The sequence below is a fragment of the Streptacidiphilus sp. MAP12-20 genome (assembly GCF_041262525.1).
In the GTDB taxonomy this organism is placed as follows: domain Bacteria; phylum Actinomycetota; class Actinomycetes; order Streptomycetales; family Streptomycetaceae; genus Streptacidiphilus.
The window spans coordinates 143,488-158,595 of record NZ_JBGCCK010000007.1 but is presented as its reverse complement, the minus strand read 5'-3'; the positions used below and the strand labels follow the sequence as shown (position 1 = coordinate 158,595).

The following is a 15,108-nucleotide window of genomic DNA, read 5'->3' as shown; positions in this document are numbered from 1 at the left end:
GCAGGTACCCTGGCCGCGATGCCCTCCTCTCCACCCGGCGCCGGCTGGTACCGCTCGCTCAAGTCGACCACCCGCTCCGGGCTGCGCGTCGAGCGCGCCACCAATCAGCCCCTGGCCGCGCTGCGCGGGGCCATGGGTGTCGCGATCGCGCTGTTCGGCGCGCTCGCGCTGAGCGGTCCGGCGATGGCGACCTCCGCCGCGCTGGGCGCGCAACTGGCCGGGATGGCGACCTTCCAGCGCAGCTACCGGCCGGGCCCGTGGCTGGCGGTGGCGACGGCGCTGGGGCTCTCGCTGAGCACCTTCGTCGGCTACCTCGCCTCGCCCCGGCCGCCGCTGTTCCTCTGCGTCCTCGCGCTGTGGTCCTTCGGCGCGGGTCTGGCCTGGGTCGGCGGCCAGACCTCCGGGATCCTCGCCTCGATGACGGTGGCGGTGATGCTGGTCATCGTCACCCTGCCCGCGACTGTGCCGGAGGCGGCCCAGCACGCGGGCGTCATCGCGGCGGGCGGGCTGATCCAGGCGCTGCTGGTACTGGTCTGGCCGGTCAACCGATGGGGTGCGCACCGCGAGGCACTGGCCGAGGCCTGCGCCTCGCTCGCCGACTACGCCCGCCGCCTGCGCGACGACCCCTTCGCCGGCTTCGACCCCGACCCGTTGATGGCCGCGCGCGAGGCGGCCGCCGTGACGCCGGGTCAGGCGCGGAGCCGGCCCGCGGAGCTGACCGGCATCCGCTCGCTCGTCGAACGACTGCGTCCCGCGCTCGCCGCGCTGGCCGACCCACGCGTCGGGGCCGCCGAGGAGGGCCCGCAGCGCGACCGCGCCCGCGAGCTGCTCCGCGCGGCGGCCGAGATCCTGGACGGCGCGGCCCGCTCGATCCGCACCGGCGAGGTGGTCCCGGTCCCCGATAGCGCCTACCGGGCGCTGGCGACGCCGGCCGGCGGCCCGGTCCTGGACGGCATGGCCCGGCACACGGCGCTGCGCCTGATCGGCCTGCTCGCCGAGGTCAACGACGCCCTGGAGACCCCGGCCGACGACGACCAGCCGCGCTACCTGCCCCGACCCGGCGTCCGGCAACTGCTGCCCCTCACTGCGCGCGCGGTGCGCCTGAACTGGACCTGGCGGTCACCGGTCTTCCGGCACGCGGTGCGGGTCGCCTCGGTGGTCACCCTGGCCGAGGGCATCGGCAGGGTGGTGCCCTACGGCCACGGCTACTGGGCCGCGATGACGGCCATGATGGTGATGCGCCCCGACTTCTCGCAGACCTACAGCCGGGGCGTTGCGCGGCTGGTCGGCACGGTGGTGGGAGTCGGCCTCGCCTCGGCCGTCATGGTGGCGGCGAAACCGGTGCCGTGGGTCTGCGGGCTGCTGGCGGTGGTGGCGGTGGGCTGCGCGTATCTGACGATACGCAGTGGCTACATGGCGCTGAGCACGCTGGTGACGGTCTACGTCGTCTTCCTGTTGTCGATGGACGGCCTGGTGCTGTCCAAGACGGTGGAGGAACGGGTCGGCATGACGCTCGTCGGCGGGCTTCTGGCCTTCGCCGCGTACGCGCTCTGGCCGACCTGGCAGACGGTCAGGCTGCCGGACCGCCTCGCCGACCAGATCGCCGCGGCGGGCCGCTACGCCGCGGCGACGCTGGACGCGTTCGGCTCCCCCTCCCCCACCTCCCGCCGCGCGATGCGCGACGCCCTCCTCGACTACCGCGGCGCCCGCGCCGCGCTCCGTGCGGCGGACGCCTCGGCCGCGACGGAACCCGTCCGCCACCGGGGCTTGCGCCCCTCCCAACTCGCCGACGCAAGGTCGGCGATCGCGGCGATCGGCAGAACCTCGATGCTGATCGAAGCCCACGCCCCATCCGCGACGTCCCCCTCCCCCGGCGCGACGGCGTTCGCCGTGGTGGTCAGGGAGCAGCTCGGCCGCGCCGCGCAGGCCGTCCGCGACGGACAACCGGTCCACCTTGCGGCGGTGCCGGACGCCTTCCAGCGCTGGGAGGAGTCGGGCGACGGCACCCCACCGGAAATCCTCCGCGACGCCTCGATCCTGACAGAGGCTGTGACGGGCTTGGAAGAATCACTGAACTGACCTCGTCGGGTCACGCAACGCGAGAGCGCGGACGTGGCGGGCGAGGACGCCTTGCGGTAGGGGACTTATCACTTTCGCCGATCGGCTGGCCTCGCGCGCCGACGGTCGGTTAGCGTTCGAAGCAGCACCAGTATTCGCACGTGTGTTCGCCCAGTGCTCTCATGCCCTCTGCATTCGCAGCTCGCGAAAGGTCGGTACATGCGCACAGCCTTCCTGAGGATCGGCCTCGCCGTCGCGGCGGCCGCCTCGGTCACCGCGGTCTCCGCCGGTTCGGCCTCCGCGACCACGGTCCGGCCCAACTTCACCTACTGGACCTACATCACCACCTTCATGAACCCCGGCGCCTGGGACCGGTGCAACAGCGCGGGCCAGGCGGACGTCGCCAACCCCAGCAGCCCCGCCATCGCCTACCGCTGCTTCGCCATCCAGACAGAGTGGTCGCCCGGCGTCTACCGCACCGGCCAGGAGCTCGACGAGGAGTACGGCGGCGGAGTCTGAGGCTCCCTCAGTCGCCGAGGCGGCTGAAGAGGGGCGTTGATGCGGGCAGCACGCCGTCGATCGGCGTGCAGCGCTCGGTGATGCGCGCGGCTGCGCCCGGCAGGAACGGGCGCAGCTCCTCCCCCAGGGCGCGGCACGCCGCGACCAGCGCGGCGAGTGCGGCGTCCAGCTGGGGTGAGGGCTCGCCCGCGCGTTCCGTCTTCGCCAGTTCCCACGGTCGCGTGCGGTCGATGCAGCGGTTGGCCTCCTCGACCAGGGTCCAGACCGCGCTCGCCGCCGTACGGTAGTCGAAGTCATCCAGGGCGGCGTCCACCCGTCCCGCCGCGCGGGCGCAGACCGCGCGGAGCTCGGAGGTCGCCGTCGTGGTCACCGTGGCGGTCGGGACGACGCCGTCCCGGTAGCGGTGGACCATGGTGACCACCCGGTGCACCAGATTGCCGAAGCCGCCCGCCAAGTCCGCGTCCGCCCGCGCGATCAACCGCTCCTCCGTGAAGTCCGCATCACCGACCCGAGGGACCTCGCGCAGCAGCCACCAGCGAACCGCGTCCGCGCCGAAGCGGGCGACCAGTTCCGTCGGGTCCGCGACCGCGCCGCCGCCGGACTTGCTGATCTTGCGGCCGGAGATCGTCAGGTAGTCGTGCACCAGCACGCGCGTCGGCAGCGGCAGGCCGGCCGAGAGCAGCATCGCCGGCCAGTAGACCGCGTGGAACCGCAGCACGCCCTTGCCGACCAGGTGCACTCGCTCGCCTTCGCCCGCCCACCACGTGTCGAACTCGTTCCCGTCCCCTTCGCCGCCCAGCCCGAGGCTGGTGACGTAGTTGCCGAGCGCGTCCCACCACACGTAGACGACCTGGTCCTCGTCGCCCGGCACCGGGATCCCCCAGCCGCGGGCGCGGGCGCGGCTGCGCGAGACGGAGAAGTCGTGCAGGCCGGAGTCGATCAGCGCCAGCACCTCGTTGCGCCGCGAGGCGGGTTCGATGCGCAGCCGCCCGCTGGTGATCAGCTCGCGCAGTTGCTCCGCGTAGCGGGAGAGCCGGAAGAACCAGTTCTCCTCGCTCACCAGCTGCGGCTCCGTCCCGTGCTCGGGGCAGCGCCCGTCGACGAGTTCGGCCTCGGCGTAGAAGGCCTCGCAGCCGACGCAGTACCGGCCGACGTACTCCTTGCGGTAGAAGTCCCCGGCAGCCGCACACCGCTGCCAGAGGTACTCGACGCCGACGCGGTGGCGCGGATCGCGGCTGGTGCGGATGAAGTCGTCGAAGGAGAGCGAGAGCGGCCCCGCGAGCTCGGCGAAGGCCGCGGCGTTGCGGTCGACGAGCTCCTGCACGTCGACCCCCTCGGCCTCCGCCGCGAGGACGTTCTTCAGCGAGTTCTCGTCCGTCCCGCTCAGGAAGCGCACCGCGCCGCCTCTGGTCCGGCGATGGCGCGCGAGCACGTCGGCCTGGACCAGCTCCAGGGCGAAGCCCAGGTGTGGGCGGGCGTTGACGTAGGGGATGGTCGTGGTGACGTAGTAGCTCATCAGGCTCTCCTGCTCTCCCCCGACGGGAGGGGCTGTGGGCGGGAGGGGCCTGCGGCGCACATGCGAGAGGCCCCTGGTGACGGGGCCTCGACTGCGCAGCCGAATGCCTGCGCGTGTCCGTGTCTCAGCAGCCCCTGGAGGGGCGCATCATTCGGAGACTCGGCGCGCAGATCATGTCAGGAGATTAGCAGGGCGGCTGCCCCGCAGCAGGGGTTAAACAGGACGGGGGTCAATCAGGGCTAGAGGTGTCCGCGGACGAAGCGGCCCAGTTCGGCGGCCCACTTCGCGCAGTCGGTGCGCATCGAGGCGTCGCCACCGCAGAGCATCGCGACCTGGGCGTCGGTCATCCGGTCGGCGCCGTCCGAGGCCATCATCGCGGCCATCCGGTCCATGGTGTCCGCGAGACGCTCGGCGTCGTGGTGGCTGAGCATGACCAGTCGCTCGGTGCGGCCGATGGTGGTGGAACCGGGCATAACTTCCTCCTCGGGTCGTCCCCCACCCCACGGTAGAACGGCTGGGTAAGGTGTGCACGCCGTGATCAAGGGTGATCGCGTGGGAGCGAGGGGGACGGCGATGGGCGTCGCACTGTTCACGCTGGGTGGCACGATCTCGATGGCGGGGCGGGACCGGCTGGACGGGGCCGCGCTGACGGCGGCGATCCCCGGTCTTGAGACGCTGGACGAGCCGCTGGACATCCACGACCGGAAGCCCGTCGGCAGCGGCAGCCTCACCTTCGTGCAGGTGCTCGACGTCGCGGAGTCGGCCTCGGCGGCGGTCCGGGCGGGGGCGCCCGGGGTGGTGATCACCCAGGGCACGGACACCCTGGAGGAGACCGCCTACCTGCTCGACCTCATCTGGCCGCACGAGGAACCGCTGGTGCTGACAGGAGCCATGCGCAACCCGACCCTCGCGGGTCACGACGGCCCGGCGAACGTGCTGGCGGCAGCCCGGGTGGCGGCGGCCGCGTCGACGCGCGGGCTGGGCGCGCTGGTGGTGTTCAACGACGAGATCCACGCCGCGCGCTGGGTCCGCAAGACGCACAGCACCAGCACCGCGACCTTCGTCTCCCCCGACACCGGCCCGGTCGGCCACGTCATCGAGGGCCACGTCCGCGTCCTCTCGGCCCCGCCGCGTCCCGCGCCGCTCCCCGCGCCCACGGCGACCGCACGCGTCGCGCTGCACACCGTCACCCTGGACGACGAGCCTGACAGCCTGGCCGCGCTCGCCGCCGGCCAGGACGGCCTGGTGTTCGCCGGCTTCGGCGTCGGTCACGCGCCGGCAGTCCTGGTCCCCGCGCTCGGCGAGCTGGCGGCTCGCATGCCGGTCGTGCTGACCTCCCGCACGGGCGCCGGCTCGGTGCTGCGCAGCACCTACGACGCGCCCGGATCGGAGATCGACCTGCTCTCCCGCGGGCTGATCAACGGCGGCCTGCTCCACCCCTACAAGGCCCGGGTGCTGCTCAAGGTCCTGCTCGGCTCCGGGGCCGACCATGACGCGGTGTCGGTGGCCTTCGCCGAGCGCGGCTGAGTCACCACGGCATGTGCGCTCAGCCCTGCGTTCAGCCCTGCCTCACCTGCCGGGCGTAGGCGGCCGCGCGGTTGCGGACCTTCGTCTTGGCCGCGGCCATGCCCTGGCACTGCGGGCACCAGTCCTGCGGATGCCGCGCGGCCCTCCGGGCGCCGCCGAGCTCCGCGAAGTGGACGGCGTCGGTCTGATGGGTGGCGCACTGAACGGCGTAGCGCTTGCTCCCCTTGGCGGGGACGGCGTCAGACGGGGCGTCGGCGGCTTCGGTGTCCAGAATCCTGATGAAGGACCCGCTGCGGCGGTCGGTGTGGGTCTGATGGACGTAACCGCCGCCGAGCGCCGCTTCGGCGTCGCGTGCCGAGGACAGGTGCGCGGCCACGTCGACGGGGTCCGGCTCGACGGCCGCGGCGATCCTGACCCGGGCCTTGTCCAGCAGGACGTCGATCCGACGGGACTGCGCGCGGGCGCTCGCGGTCAGCCGGTCACGCCGTGAACTCTTCAGGTCCTGCGGTACTCCGTGGTGGCTCATGATCCGCTCCGGTGCTTGGTGTGGCCGGCCAGGGCCTCGGCGCAGCCGGTGCACCAGGTGTGCGAGGCCTTGGCCGCACGGGTGGCCTGGCGGGGGTCGGCGAAGTACTTCGTCGCGGCGTGGGTGAGGCAGTGCGCGGCGAACCGCATCGGGACGCCGTCCGGGCTGGTGAACGGACCCGAGGCGGACGCGGGGGCGTCCGCGGCGCCGAGTTGGAAGACCAGTTGCCGACTGCCGATGTCGCGCCGCGTGTGTTCCTTGGCGGCGATGGCCTCTCCGCCCGGGGACGCGGCGGCGGGCGCGGGCGCGGCTGCCACGCCGCCGGTGAGCTTCCCCTGGGCCTTGGGCCCGCGTCCGGTGGACAGAGCCTGGGCGGTCACCCGGGCGCCGCTGTCCTTACGCGTGGCCTTGGCGGTCTTCCTGGCGCTGGTTCCATGTGTGCTCATGCGGTTCGCTCCTCTGAACTCCATCGCGGCAAACCAAGGGCGTGCTGCGAACCATGGGCGTCGTCGAGCGCGGGCGGGCGACAGCAGCGTATGTCCGGAAAGTCCGCTTCGCGACCGCGACCCGGCCCGGCCGTTCGCTGCCGGCGCGCTAGCGGATCGGCATGCCGGAGAGCGTGCGGGCGATGACCAGGCGCTGGATTTCGCTGGTGCCCTCGAAGATGGTGTAGATCGCGGAGTCGCGGTGCATGCGCTCGACCGGGTACTCGCGGGTGAAGCCATTGCCGCCGAAGATCTGGATGGCCTGCGACGTCACCCACTTGGCGGTCTCGCCCGCGTAGAGCTTGGACATCGAGCCCTCGGCCGCCGTGAAGGGCTGCCCGTTGGCCGCCATCCAGGAGGCGCGCCAGACCAGCAGGCGGGCGGCGTCGATGCGGGTGCGCATGTCGGCGATGGTGAAGGCGATGCCCTGGTTGTCGATGATCGGGCGACCGAACTGCTCGCGGGTCTTGGCGTACTCCAGCGACTCCTCGTAGGCCGCGCGGGCCAGGCCGATCGCCTGGGCGCCGACCGCCGGACGGGAGGCCTCGAAGGTGGCCATCGCGGCGTTCTTGACCTGCTCGACGCGCTCGCCACGGGCCACGGCGGCGGCACGCTCGCGGGCCCGGGCGAGGCGGTTGTCGAGGGCGTCCTTGCCGCCGAGCAGGCAGTCGCCGGGGATCCGCACGTTGTCGAGGACGACCTCGGCGGTGTGCGAGGCGCGGATGCCGTGCTTCTTGAACTTCTGACCCTGGCTCAGGCCCGGCGTACCCGGCGGGATGATGAAGGAGGCCTGGCCGCGCGCGCCCAGCTCCGGGTCCACGGAGGCGACGACGACGTGGACGTTGGCGATGCCGCCGTTGGTCGCCCAGGTCTTGGTGCCGTTGATGACCCACTCCCCCGCCGCCTCGTCCCAGACGGCGCGGGTACGCATCGCGGCGACGTCGGAACCTGCGTCCGGCTCGGAGGAGCAGAAGGCGGCGAGCTTGACGTCACCGGGCGTGCCGAACATCTCCGGGGCCCAGGTGCCGACCTGCTCCGGCGTGCCGTTGGCGACGACGCCGGCCGCGGCGAGCGCGCTGCCGACGATGGCGAGGCCGATGCCGGCGTCGCCCCAGAAGAGCTCCTCCATGGCGATCGGAATGCCGAGGCCGGTGGGGTCGAACTGCTGCTGGGCGAAGAAGTCGAGCGAGTAGATGCCGACCTTGGAGGCTTCCTGGAGGATCGGCCAGGGAGTCTCCTCGCGCTCGTCCCACTCGGCGGCGGCCGGACGGATCACGTCGCGCGCGAAGCCGTGCAGCCAGTCGCGGACCGCGATCTGGTCGTCGTTGAGGGCGAGATTGAAGCCGGTCATCGTGAGTCTCCCCGGGCGCGACGCGCTGATGTGAGGCAGAGTGGTGTTACCGTCGGTAACGGCGCTCCCATGTTGTTACTAGGCAGTAAGGAATGTCAAGGCATCGTGTCCAGACCCCCGGAAACACCCGAACGCGACGAACGGCGCGCCGAGCTGCTCGACGCCGCCGACCGCGTCGTCCGCCGGGAGGGGCCGCGCGCCAGCATGAACGCGATCGCGGCCGAGGCGGGCATCACCAAGCCGATCCTGTACCGGCACTTCGGCGACAAGAACGGCCTCTACCGGGCCCTCGCCGACCGCCACAGCGCCACCCTGCTCGACCACATCCGCGAGGCACTGGCCGCTCCGCTGGATCGCCGCGAGCGGGTGGAGAACGTGATCGACACCTACCTCGGGGCGATCGAGTCGGCCCCGCAGGTCTACCGCTTCCTCGCCCACCCCGACCCGGCCGCCGACAGCCTCTCCCCCGCCGGCCCGCTCGCCCCGACCCTGCGCGCAATCGCCGCCGAGCTCAGCCATGCGATCGCGGCGCAGGTGGATCTCGGCCCCGAAAGCAATCTCCTGGCGGAGGCGTGGGGCCAGGCGATCACCGGAATGGTGCTGGCCAGCGGCGACTGGTGGCTGGAAAACCAGCCCTTCCCCCGCGAACGCATGGTGCAGACGCTCGCCGACCTCCTCTGGGGCCGCCTCGCCGCCGCCGCGGACAACCCGGGCGCGACCAACGGCGAATGACCCGCGGGCAGGCGAGAAGCCATGCAGCCTCCAGGGGCGCGGGGAACTGCGCGAGAAACCACCTTGTGTGGATGGCCCTGCGCATTGAGGACCATCCGCATGTGGGTGGCTTGTCGCGCAGTTCCCCGCGCCCCTGATGGTGCAACTGACCCACCATCGTGACCCGTCGCGCCCACCCGCCGAAGGCGCAAATCAGCAGAGCCCCGCGCCCCTGGAGGTGCAACGGTCCCTCCGTCGTGAACCTCAGGCTGGGACGTACCAGTCGGCCCGGCGCATCGCGCGCAGTGCGCGGGCGCGGCGGAGGCCGGTGAGTTGGTCGAGGAAGCTGCCGCCGTCAAGGTGCGCGGACTCGTGCTGGAGGCAGCGTGCGAAGAAGCCGGTGCCCTCGATCTCCAGCGGTGCGCCGGTCAGGTCCTGGCCCCGGACGACCGCGCGGTCGAACCGCGGGGTCTGGGCGCGCAGGCCCGGCAGGGACAGGCAGCCCTCCTCGCCCGCGACGACGACTCCGTCGGCCTCGACCAGCACGGGATTGACGACGTGTCCCACATAGCGGACATCCTCGTCGTCCGGACAGTCGTAGACGAAGACCCGAAGACCGACGCCGATCTGATTGGCCGCCAATCCGACTCCGTCTTCCGCGTACATCGTCGCGAACATGTCCTCGACGAGACGTTCGAGCTGGTCATCGAAGGTGTCGACGGCCCGGCAGGGGGTGCGCAGCACCTCCTGTGCCCACGGCGTGACGGGGTGCACGGAACCGGCGCTGCCGGGAATGCGGGAGAGCATGGGAGGACTCTATGCGCCCCGTCGTCCGACCTGCGGCGGACGCCGACGTGGACGCTGACGACGGCCAAACCGATCCTGCCGGTAGGCTACGGACAGCCTGGTCCCCGCAGGCCGTCCCGCAGGAGGAGAGCCACCGATGTCCGCGCACCCCGATTCGGCCGCGCCCTCGGCCTCGCTGACCGCACGCGCCAAGCTGGCCGTCACCGCAGGGAAGGCCGCCGCCGCGGTGTCACGCGCCGCGGGACGCGGAAGCGGATCCGTCATCGGCGGACGCGTCGCGCTGAAGCTCGACCCGGACCTGCTGCGCAGCCTCGCCGAGAACCTCGACGTCGTGCTGGTCTCCGCCACCAACGGCAAGACCACCACCACCCGCCTGCTCGCCGAGGCGCTGCGCGCCGCCGGTCCCGTCGTCTCCAACGCGCTCGGCGCGAACATGCCGGCCGGCATCACCTCCGCCCTCGCGGGCAGCGGCGACGCCAGGTTCGGCGTCATCGAGGTCGACGAGAAGTACCTGGCCGGGGTCGCCCGCGACACCAACCCGAAGGCCATCGCGCTGCTCAACCTCTCCCGCGACCAGCTGGACCGCTCCTCCGAGACGCGCATGCTCGCGGAGAAGTGGCGCGAGGGCCTGTCCGGCACCGAGGCCGTGGTCATCGCCAACGCGGACGACCCGCTGGTCACCTGGGCCGCCTCGTCCTGCCGCAAGGTCATCTGGGTCGCGGCGGGCCAGGCCTACCGCGAGGACGCCTGGTCCTGCCCGGCCTGCGGCGGCGTCATGCAGCGGCCGGACGAGGAGTGGTTCTGCCCCTCCTGCGGGTTCCGCCGCCCGCAGCCGCACTGGGCGCTGCAGGGCGAGTTCGTGGTCGACCCGCAGGGGACACCGTGGCCGATCCGGCTGCAACTGCCCGGCCGGGCCAACCTCTCCAACGCGACCAGCACCGCCGCCGTCGCCTCCGTCTTCGGCGTGCACCCGCAGACGGCGCTGCAGCGGATGGAGTCGGTCCAGGCGGTGGCCGGACGCTACGAGTCGGTGCTGGTGGACGGCCGCGAGGTGCGGCTGCTGCTGGCGAAGAACCCGGCCGGCTGGCTGGAGACCTTCACCCTGATCGACCAGGCGCCCGCGCCGGTGGTGCTCTCGGTCAACGCCCTGTCCGCCGACGGCACCGACACCTCCTGGCTCTGGGACGTCGACTACGAGCGCCTGGTCGGCCACCCGGTCTTCGTGATGGGCCAGCGCAAGCTGGACCTCGCGGTGCGACTGGAGGTCGCCGGCGTGCAGTTCCAGGTCGTCGACTCGATCCAGCAGGCCGTGGCCGCCGCGCCGCCCGGCCGGATCGAAGCGATCGCCAACTACACCGCGTTCCAGCAGCTGCGCCGCGACGTGCAGAGCTGACGGCGACCAGAACCGCGAGAAAAGGACCTTCCCGCCATGAGTGAAAGCGCCCTTCGGCTGGTCTGGATCTACCCCGACCTGCTCTCCACCTACGGCGACCGCGGCAACGTGCTGGTCGTCGAGCGCCGCGCCCGGCAGCGCGGTCTGGACGTGCAGCGCATCGACGTGCGCTCCGACCAGCCGGTGCCGACCAGCGGCGACATCTACCTGATCGGCGGCGGCGAGGACCGTCCGCAGCGGCTCGCGGGCGAGCGGCTGCGGCAGGACCCGGGGCTGGGCCGCGCGGTCGAGAACGGCGCGATCGTCTTCGGCGTCTGCGCGGGCTACCAGATCATGGGCCACGAGTTCATCGACGACCGCGGCGAGCGGACGCCGGGCCTCGGCCTGCTGGACGTGTGGAGCACCCGCGGCGAGGGCAAGCGCAACGTCGGCGACATCCTCGCCGAGCCCGACCCGCGCCTCGGCCTGCCGACGATGACGGGCTTCGAGAACCACCAGGGCATCACCCACCTGGGCCAAGGCGTATCGCCGCTGGCCACGGTCACCGTCGGCGGCGGCAACGGCACCGGCGACGGCACGGAGGGCGCCTGGCGGGACACCGTCTTCGGCACCTACCTGCACGGCCCGATCATGGCCCGCAACCCGCTCATCGCGGACCTGCTGATCAAGCTGGCCCTCGACGTCAGCGCGCTGCCGCCGGCGGACAACACCTGGTACGACGCGCTGCGCGCGGAGCGCATCGCTTCCGTCCAGGCGCCCGCCTAGCGGCGCTCGACCGACCTCTGAGAACTTCCCCGCAGGGCGCCGACGGCGCCGCCCTGGCGACCGACTCGGCATGACCGGAAGCCGCTGCTCGGTATCATCGCGATAGGGTTGATTTGTCCGAATTACGGATCCGTGGATCCTGATTCGGATTTCCGTCCGGTCGCCGGTTCTGCTCGGGAGTAGTCAAACGATGCGTATTGGTGTGCTGACCAGTGGTGGGGACTGCCCCGGTCTGAACGCCGTGATCCGGTCCGTGGTCCACCGGGGCGTGGTCGACCACGGGGACGAGATCATCGGGTTCGTCGACGGCTGGCGCGGCCTGTTGGAAGAAGACTTGCGCGAGCTGACCTTGGAGTCGGTCTCCGGCATCCTGGCGCAGGGCGGCACGATCCTCGGGTCGACCCGGGTGCAGCCGTCCAAGCTGCGCGAGGGCGTGCCGGCGGCGAAGGCGATGTGCGAGCGGCTCGGCCTGGACGGGATCATCCCGATCGGCGGCGAGGGCACGCTGAAGGCGGCGCGAATGCTGTCCGACGCAGGACTGCCGATCGTGGGCGTTCCCAAGACGATCGACAACGACATCGCCTGCACGGACGTGACGTTCGGTTTCGACACGGCGGTGTCGGTGGCCACCGAGGCCCTGGACCGACTCAAGACCACCGCGGAGTCGCACCAGCGGGTGATGGTGGTGGAGCTGATGGGCCGCCACACCGGCTGGATCGCCCTGAACGCGGGCATGGCCGCCGGTGCGCACGCGATCGTGGTGCCCGAGCGGCCCTTCGACATCGAGAAGCTGACCGAGGTCGTGCGCGAGCGGTTCGAGCGCGGCAAGAAGTTCGCGATCGTGGTCGTCGCGGAGGGCGCCAAGCCCGAGCCGGGCACCATGCCCTGGCAGGAGGGCACCATCGACATCTACGGCCACGAGCGGTTCACCGGCGTCGCCACCCAGTTGTCGGGCGAGCTCGAGCACCGGCTCGGCAAAGAGGCCCGCCCGGTCATCCTCGGCCACGTCCAGCGCGGGGGTACGCCGACGGCGTACGACCGGATCCTGGCGACGCGGTTCGGCTGGCACGCGGTGGAGGCCGTCCACAAGGGTGCCTTCGGTCACCTGACCGCGCTGCAGGGCACCAACATCAACCTGGTGCCGCTGGCGGACGCGGTGGCGGATCTGAAGACGGTGCCTGCGGAGCGCTACGCGGAGGCGGAGACCGTCATCTGAGGGAGCCACCCGAGGCCGGGGCGGGGACGGTTCTGCGCGTCGGCTCTGTACGGGTTGGCCGCGCCCACGCGGCGGAGCCGCAAATGAGCAGAGCCTCGCGCCCCAGGGCGCTCGCGTGCCAAAAGGCAGCGGGTGAAATGTCCGGATAGCGTGGGCGCATGGAGATCCTTGCGTACGGCGTGCAGGCCGACGAGAAGCCGTTGCTCGAGGCCGCGTTCGCCGGTCGCCACCCGGTGCGGTGTCTGGAGGTCTTTCTCAACTCCGACACCGCGCCACTGGCGGCGGACCACGAGATCATCAGCACCAGCGTCAACGCCAGGCTCGACGCGTCCACGCTGCGCACGCTCGCCAAGGGCGGGACCAAGATGATCGCCCAGCGCTCGACCGGGTTCAACAACATCGACCTGGACGTGGCGGCCGAGCTCGGCTTCACCATCGCCCGCGTCTCCTACTACTCCCCCTACTCGGTCGCCGAGTTCGCCTGGACCCTGGCGCTCGCGGTGAACCGCAGGATCATCCGGGCCGCCAACCGCACGCGCGAGTTCGACTTCCGGCTCGACGGCCTGATGGGCGTCGACGTCCACGGCATGACCGTGGGCGTGGTCGGCACCGGCAAGATCGGCGAGTGCTTCTCCCGGATCGCCCACGGGTTCGGCACCCGGCTGCTCGGCTGGGACGTCGCCGAGAACCCGGTCTGCCGCGACCGGCTGGACATGGAGTACACCTCGCTGGAGCTGCTGCTCACGGAGTCCGACATCGTCTCGCTGCACGTACCGCTGCTGCCGGCCACGCACCATCTGATCGACGAGACGGCGCTCGGCCGGATGAAGAAGGACGCGATCCTGATCAACAGCAGCCGCGGCGGGCTGGTCGACACCCACGCGCTCGTCGAGGCGCTGCGCGCGGGCCGGCTGCGCGGGGTCGGTCTCGACGTGTACGAGGAGGAGACCGGGCTCTTCTTCTTCGACAAGTCGCTCGAGGGCGTCGCCGACGACACCCTCGCCCGCCTGATGACCTTCCCGCAGGTGCTGGTGACATCCCACCAGGCGTACTTCACCTCCACCGCGGTGGGCCAGATCATCGACACCACGGTCACCAACGTGGACGACTACCTGGCCGGCCGCCGCACCGACAACACGCTGGTCCCCAGGGCCTGACGCCCCGGGGAGACGCAGCGACCGCCCCGGTGCCCGGGGGCAAATCGGACAGTTCTACCCTGGTGCGGTAGCAGGAGCGCACCGCCACGAGGGAAGCAGGAACCGCCGATGGGCAGCATGCCGGGCATGCCGGGGATGGGGCACGAGCTGGCTCCCTTCACCTTCGGGCGGGCGCTGGCCTTCCACCCCTCGGTCGACTGGGCCTTCCTGGGCATCAGCGTGGTGCTGCTGGTGCTGTACGCGGCGGGCTGCGTCCGGCTGTGGCGGCGCGGCGACAAGTGGCCGATCGGGCGGGTGGTCGCCTGGGTGCTCGGACTGGCGACCATGGTCATGGTCACCTGCACCGGGCTCAGCCAGTACGGCATGGTGCTGCTCAGCGCGCACATGATGCAGCACATGGTGCTCTCCATGCTGACGCCGATCCTGCTGCTGCTCGGCGGGCCGATCACGCTCGCGCTGCGCGCGCTGCGCCCGGCGGCCAAGGGTTCGCGCGGGCCGCGCGAACTGCTGGTGGCACTGCTGCACTCCCGCTACGTCAAGGTGCTCTCGCACCCCGCCTTCACCATCCCGCTCTTCATCGCCAGCCTCTACGGGCTCTACTTCACGCCGCTCTTCGACCTGCTGATGAAGTCGGAGTGGGGGCACTTCGCGATGATGGTGCACTTCCTCGCCGTCGGCCTGGCCTTCTTCTGGCCGATCATGGGCGTGGACCCGGGACCGCACCGTCCGGGCTACGTGATGCGGATGCTGGAGCTCTTCGTCGGCATGCCGTTCCACGCCTTCTTCGGCGTGGCGATCATGATGGCCTCCGGCCTGATGGTGGGCACCTTCGCCCACCCGCCTGCCGCGCTCGGCATCGACCCGCTCGGCGACCAGCACTTGGCCGGTGGCCTGGCCTGGGCGTTCAGTGAGATCCCGACGGCCGTGGTGCTGATCGCGCTGACCTTCCAGTGGGCGAAGTCGGAGGAGCGGCAGTCGCGTCGCAAGGACCGCGCGGCGGACCGCAACGGCGACCAGGAGTTGGAGGCGTACAACGCCTACCTGGCCCGCCTGGAGCAGCGCTCGGCGGGCTGAGGC

Annotated in this window: 15 protein-coding genes; 9 read left to right on the top strand and 6 right to left on the bottom strand. The window is 71.7% G+C overall.

The features are described 5' to 3' along the window. The first annotated feature begins 18 nt into the window (after positions 1-18). Positions 19-2,079 carry an FUSC family protein gene (locus tag ABIA32_RS11645; protein WP_370093959.1) on the top strand — a complete coding sequence of 687 codons (2,061 nt, stop codon included), beginning with the start codon at positions 19-21 and terminating at the stop codon, positions 2,077-2,079. Between the two features lie 198 nt (positions 2,080-2,277). Then, a complete protein-coding gene (locus ABIA32_RS11640) occupies positions 2,278-2,577 on the top strand; it encodes a hypothetical protein (RefSeq protein WP_370093958.1) in 300 nt (99 codons plus the stop codon). 7 nt (positions 2,578-2,584) lie between these two features. Here the strand turns inward: ABIA32_RS11640 and ABIA32_RS11635 are convergent, their stop codons facing one another. Beyond that, positions 2,585-4,093 (bottom strand): methionine--tRNA ligase, encoded by a 1,509-nt coding sequence (locus ABIA32_RS11635; protein ID WP_370093957.1) that lies wholly within the window; start codon positions 4,091-4,093, stop codon positions 2,585-2,587. Between the two features lie 239 nt (positions 4,094-4,332). Next, a complete protein-coding gene (locus tag ABIA32_RS11630; protein ID WP_370093956.1) occupies positions 4,333-4,566 on the bottom strand; it encodes a hypothetical protein in 234 nt (77 codons plus the stop codon). Positions 4,567-4,666: 100 nt separating this feature from the next. Between ABIA32_RS11630 and ABIA32_RS11625 the strand changes: the two genes are divergently transcribed. Next, positions 4,667-5,620 (top strand): asparaginase, encoded by a 954-nt coding sequence (locus tag ABIA32_RS11625; RefSeq protein ID WP_370093955.1) that lies wholly within the window; start codon positions 4,667-4,669, stop codon positions 5,618-5,620. 31 nt (positions 5,621-5,651) lie between these two features. Here ABIA32_RS11625 and ABIA32_RS11620 read toward each other — a convergent pair whose 3' ends face one another. From ABIA32_RS11620 to ABIA32_RS11610, 3 genes are all read right to left on the bottom strand, one after another. Continuing rightward, positions 5,652-6,146 (bottom strand): hypothetical protein, encoded by a 495-nt coding sequence (locus tag ABIA32_RS11620; RefSeq protein ID WP_370093954.1) that lies wholly within the window; start codon positions 6,144-6,146, stop codon positions 5,652-5,654. Beyond that, complete coding sequence (locus ABIA32_RS11615) at positions 6,143-6,592, bottom strand: hypothetical protein (RefSeq protein ID WP_370093953.1); 450 nt, start codon at positions 6,590-6,592, stop codon at positions 6,143-6,145. Before ABIA32_RS11615 ends, ABIA32_RS11620 begins: the two co-directional genes overlap by 4 nt. Before the next feature lie 148 nt (positions 6,593-6,740). Then, positions 6,741-7,982 carry an acyl-CoA dehydrogenase family protein gene (locus tag ABIA32_RS11610; protein ID WP_370093952.1) on the bottom strand — a complete coding sequence of 414 codons (1,242 nt, stop codon included), beginning with the start codon at positions 7,980-7,982 and terminating at the stop codon, positions 6,741-6,743. Between the two features lie 105 nt (positions 7,983-8,087). Here ABIA32_RS11610 and ABIA32_RS11605 point away from each other — a divergent pair, with 105 nt between their 5' ends. Then, positions 8,088-8,714, top strand: coding sequence for a TetR family transcriptional regulator (locus ABIA32_RS11605; RefSeq protein WP_370093951.1), 627 nt, complete (start codon positions 8,088-8,090; stop codon positions 8,712-8,714). Between the two features lie 243 nt (positions 8,715-8,957). On the opposite strand, the gene def is transcribed toward ABIA32_RS11605, so the two are convergent. Next, the gene (gene def / locus ABIA32_RS11600; protein WP_370093950.1) at positions 8,958-9,500 is read right to left on the bottom strand and encodes a peptide deformylase; all 543 of its coding nucleotides are present in this window, start codon (positions 9,498-9,500) and stop codon (positions 8,958-8,960) included. 136 nt (positions 9,501-9,636) lie between these two features. Here def and ABIA32_RS11595 point away from each other — a divergent pair, with 136 nt between their 5' ends. The 5 genes from ABIA32_RS11595 to ABIA32_RS11575 all read left to right on the top strand — a co-directional run bounded on the left by ABIA32_RS11595 (position 9,637) and on the right by ABIA32_RS11575 (position 15,105). Further along, on the top strand, positions 9,637-10,893 hold the full coding sequence (locus ABIA32_RS11595) for a MurT ligase domain-containing protein (protein ID WP_370093949.1): 1,257 nt from the start codon (positions 9,637-9,639) through the stop codon (positions 10,891-10,893). A gap of 36 nt (positions 10,894-10,929) precedes the next feature. Beyond that, positions 10,930-11,658 (top strand): type 1 glutamine amidotransferase, encoded by a 729-nt coding sequence (locus ABIA32_RS11590; protein WP_370093948.1) that lies wholly within the window; start codon positions 10,930-10,932, stop codon positions 11,656-11,658. A 190-nt stretch (positions 11,659-11,848) separates the two neighbouring features. Continuing rightward, complete coding sequence (locus ABIA32_RS11585; protein ID WP_370093947.1) at positions 11,849-12,874, top strand: 6-phosphofructokinase; 1,026 nt, start codon at positions 11,849-11,851, stop codon at positions 12,872-12,874. A 158-nt stretch (positions 12,875-13,032) separates the two neighbouring features. Continuing rightward, a complete protein-coding gene (locus ABIA32_RS11580) occupies positions 13,033-14,031 on the top strand; it encodes a 2-hydroxyacid dehydrogenase (protein WP_370093946.1) in 999 nt (332 codons plus the stop codon). Between the two features lie 108 nt (positions 14,032-14,139). Then, positions 14,140-15,105: a cytochrome c oxidase assembly protein gene (locus ABIA32_RS11575; protein ID WP_370093945.1), complete on the top strand. Its 966-nt coding sequence runs from the start codon at positions 14,140-14,142 to the stop codon at positions 15,103-15,105. Positions 15,106-15,108 lie beyond the last annotated feature (3 nt).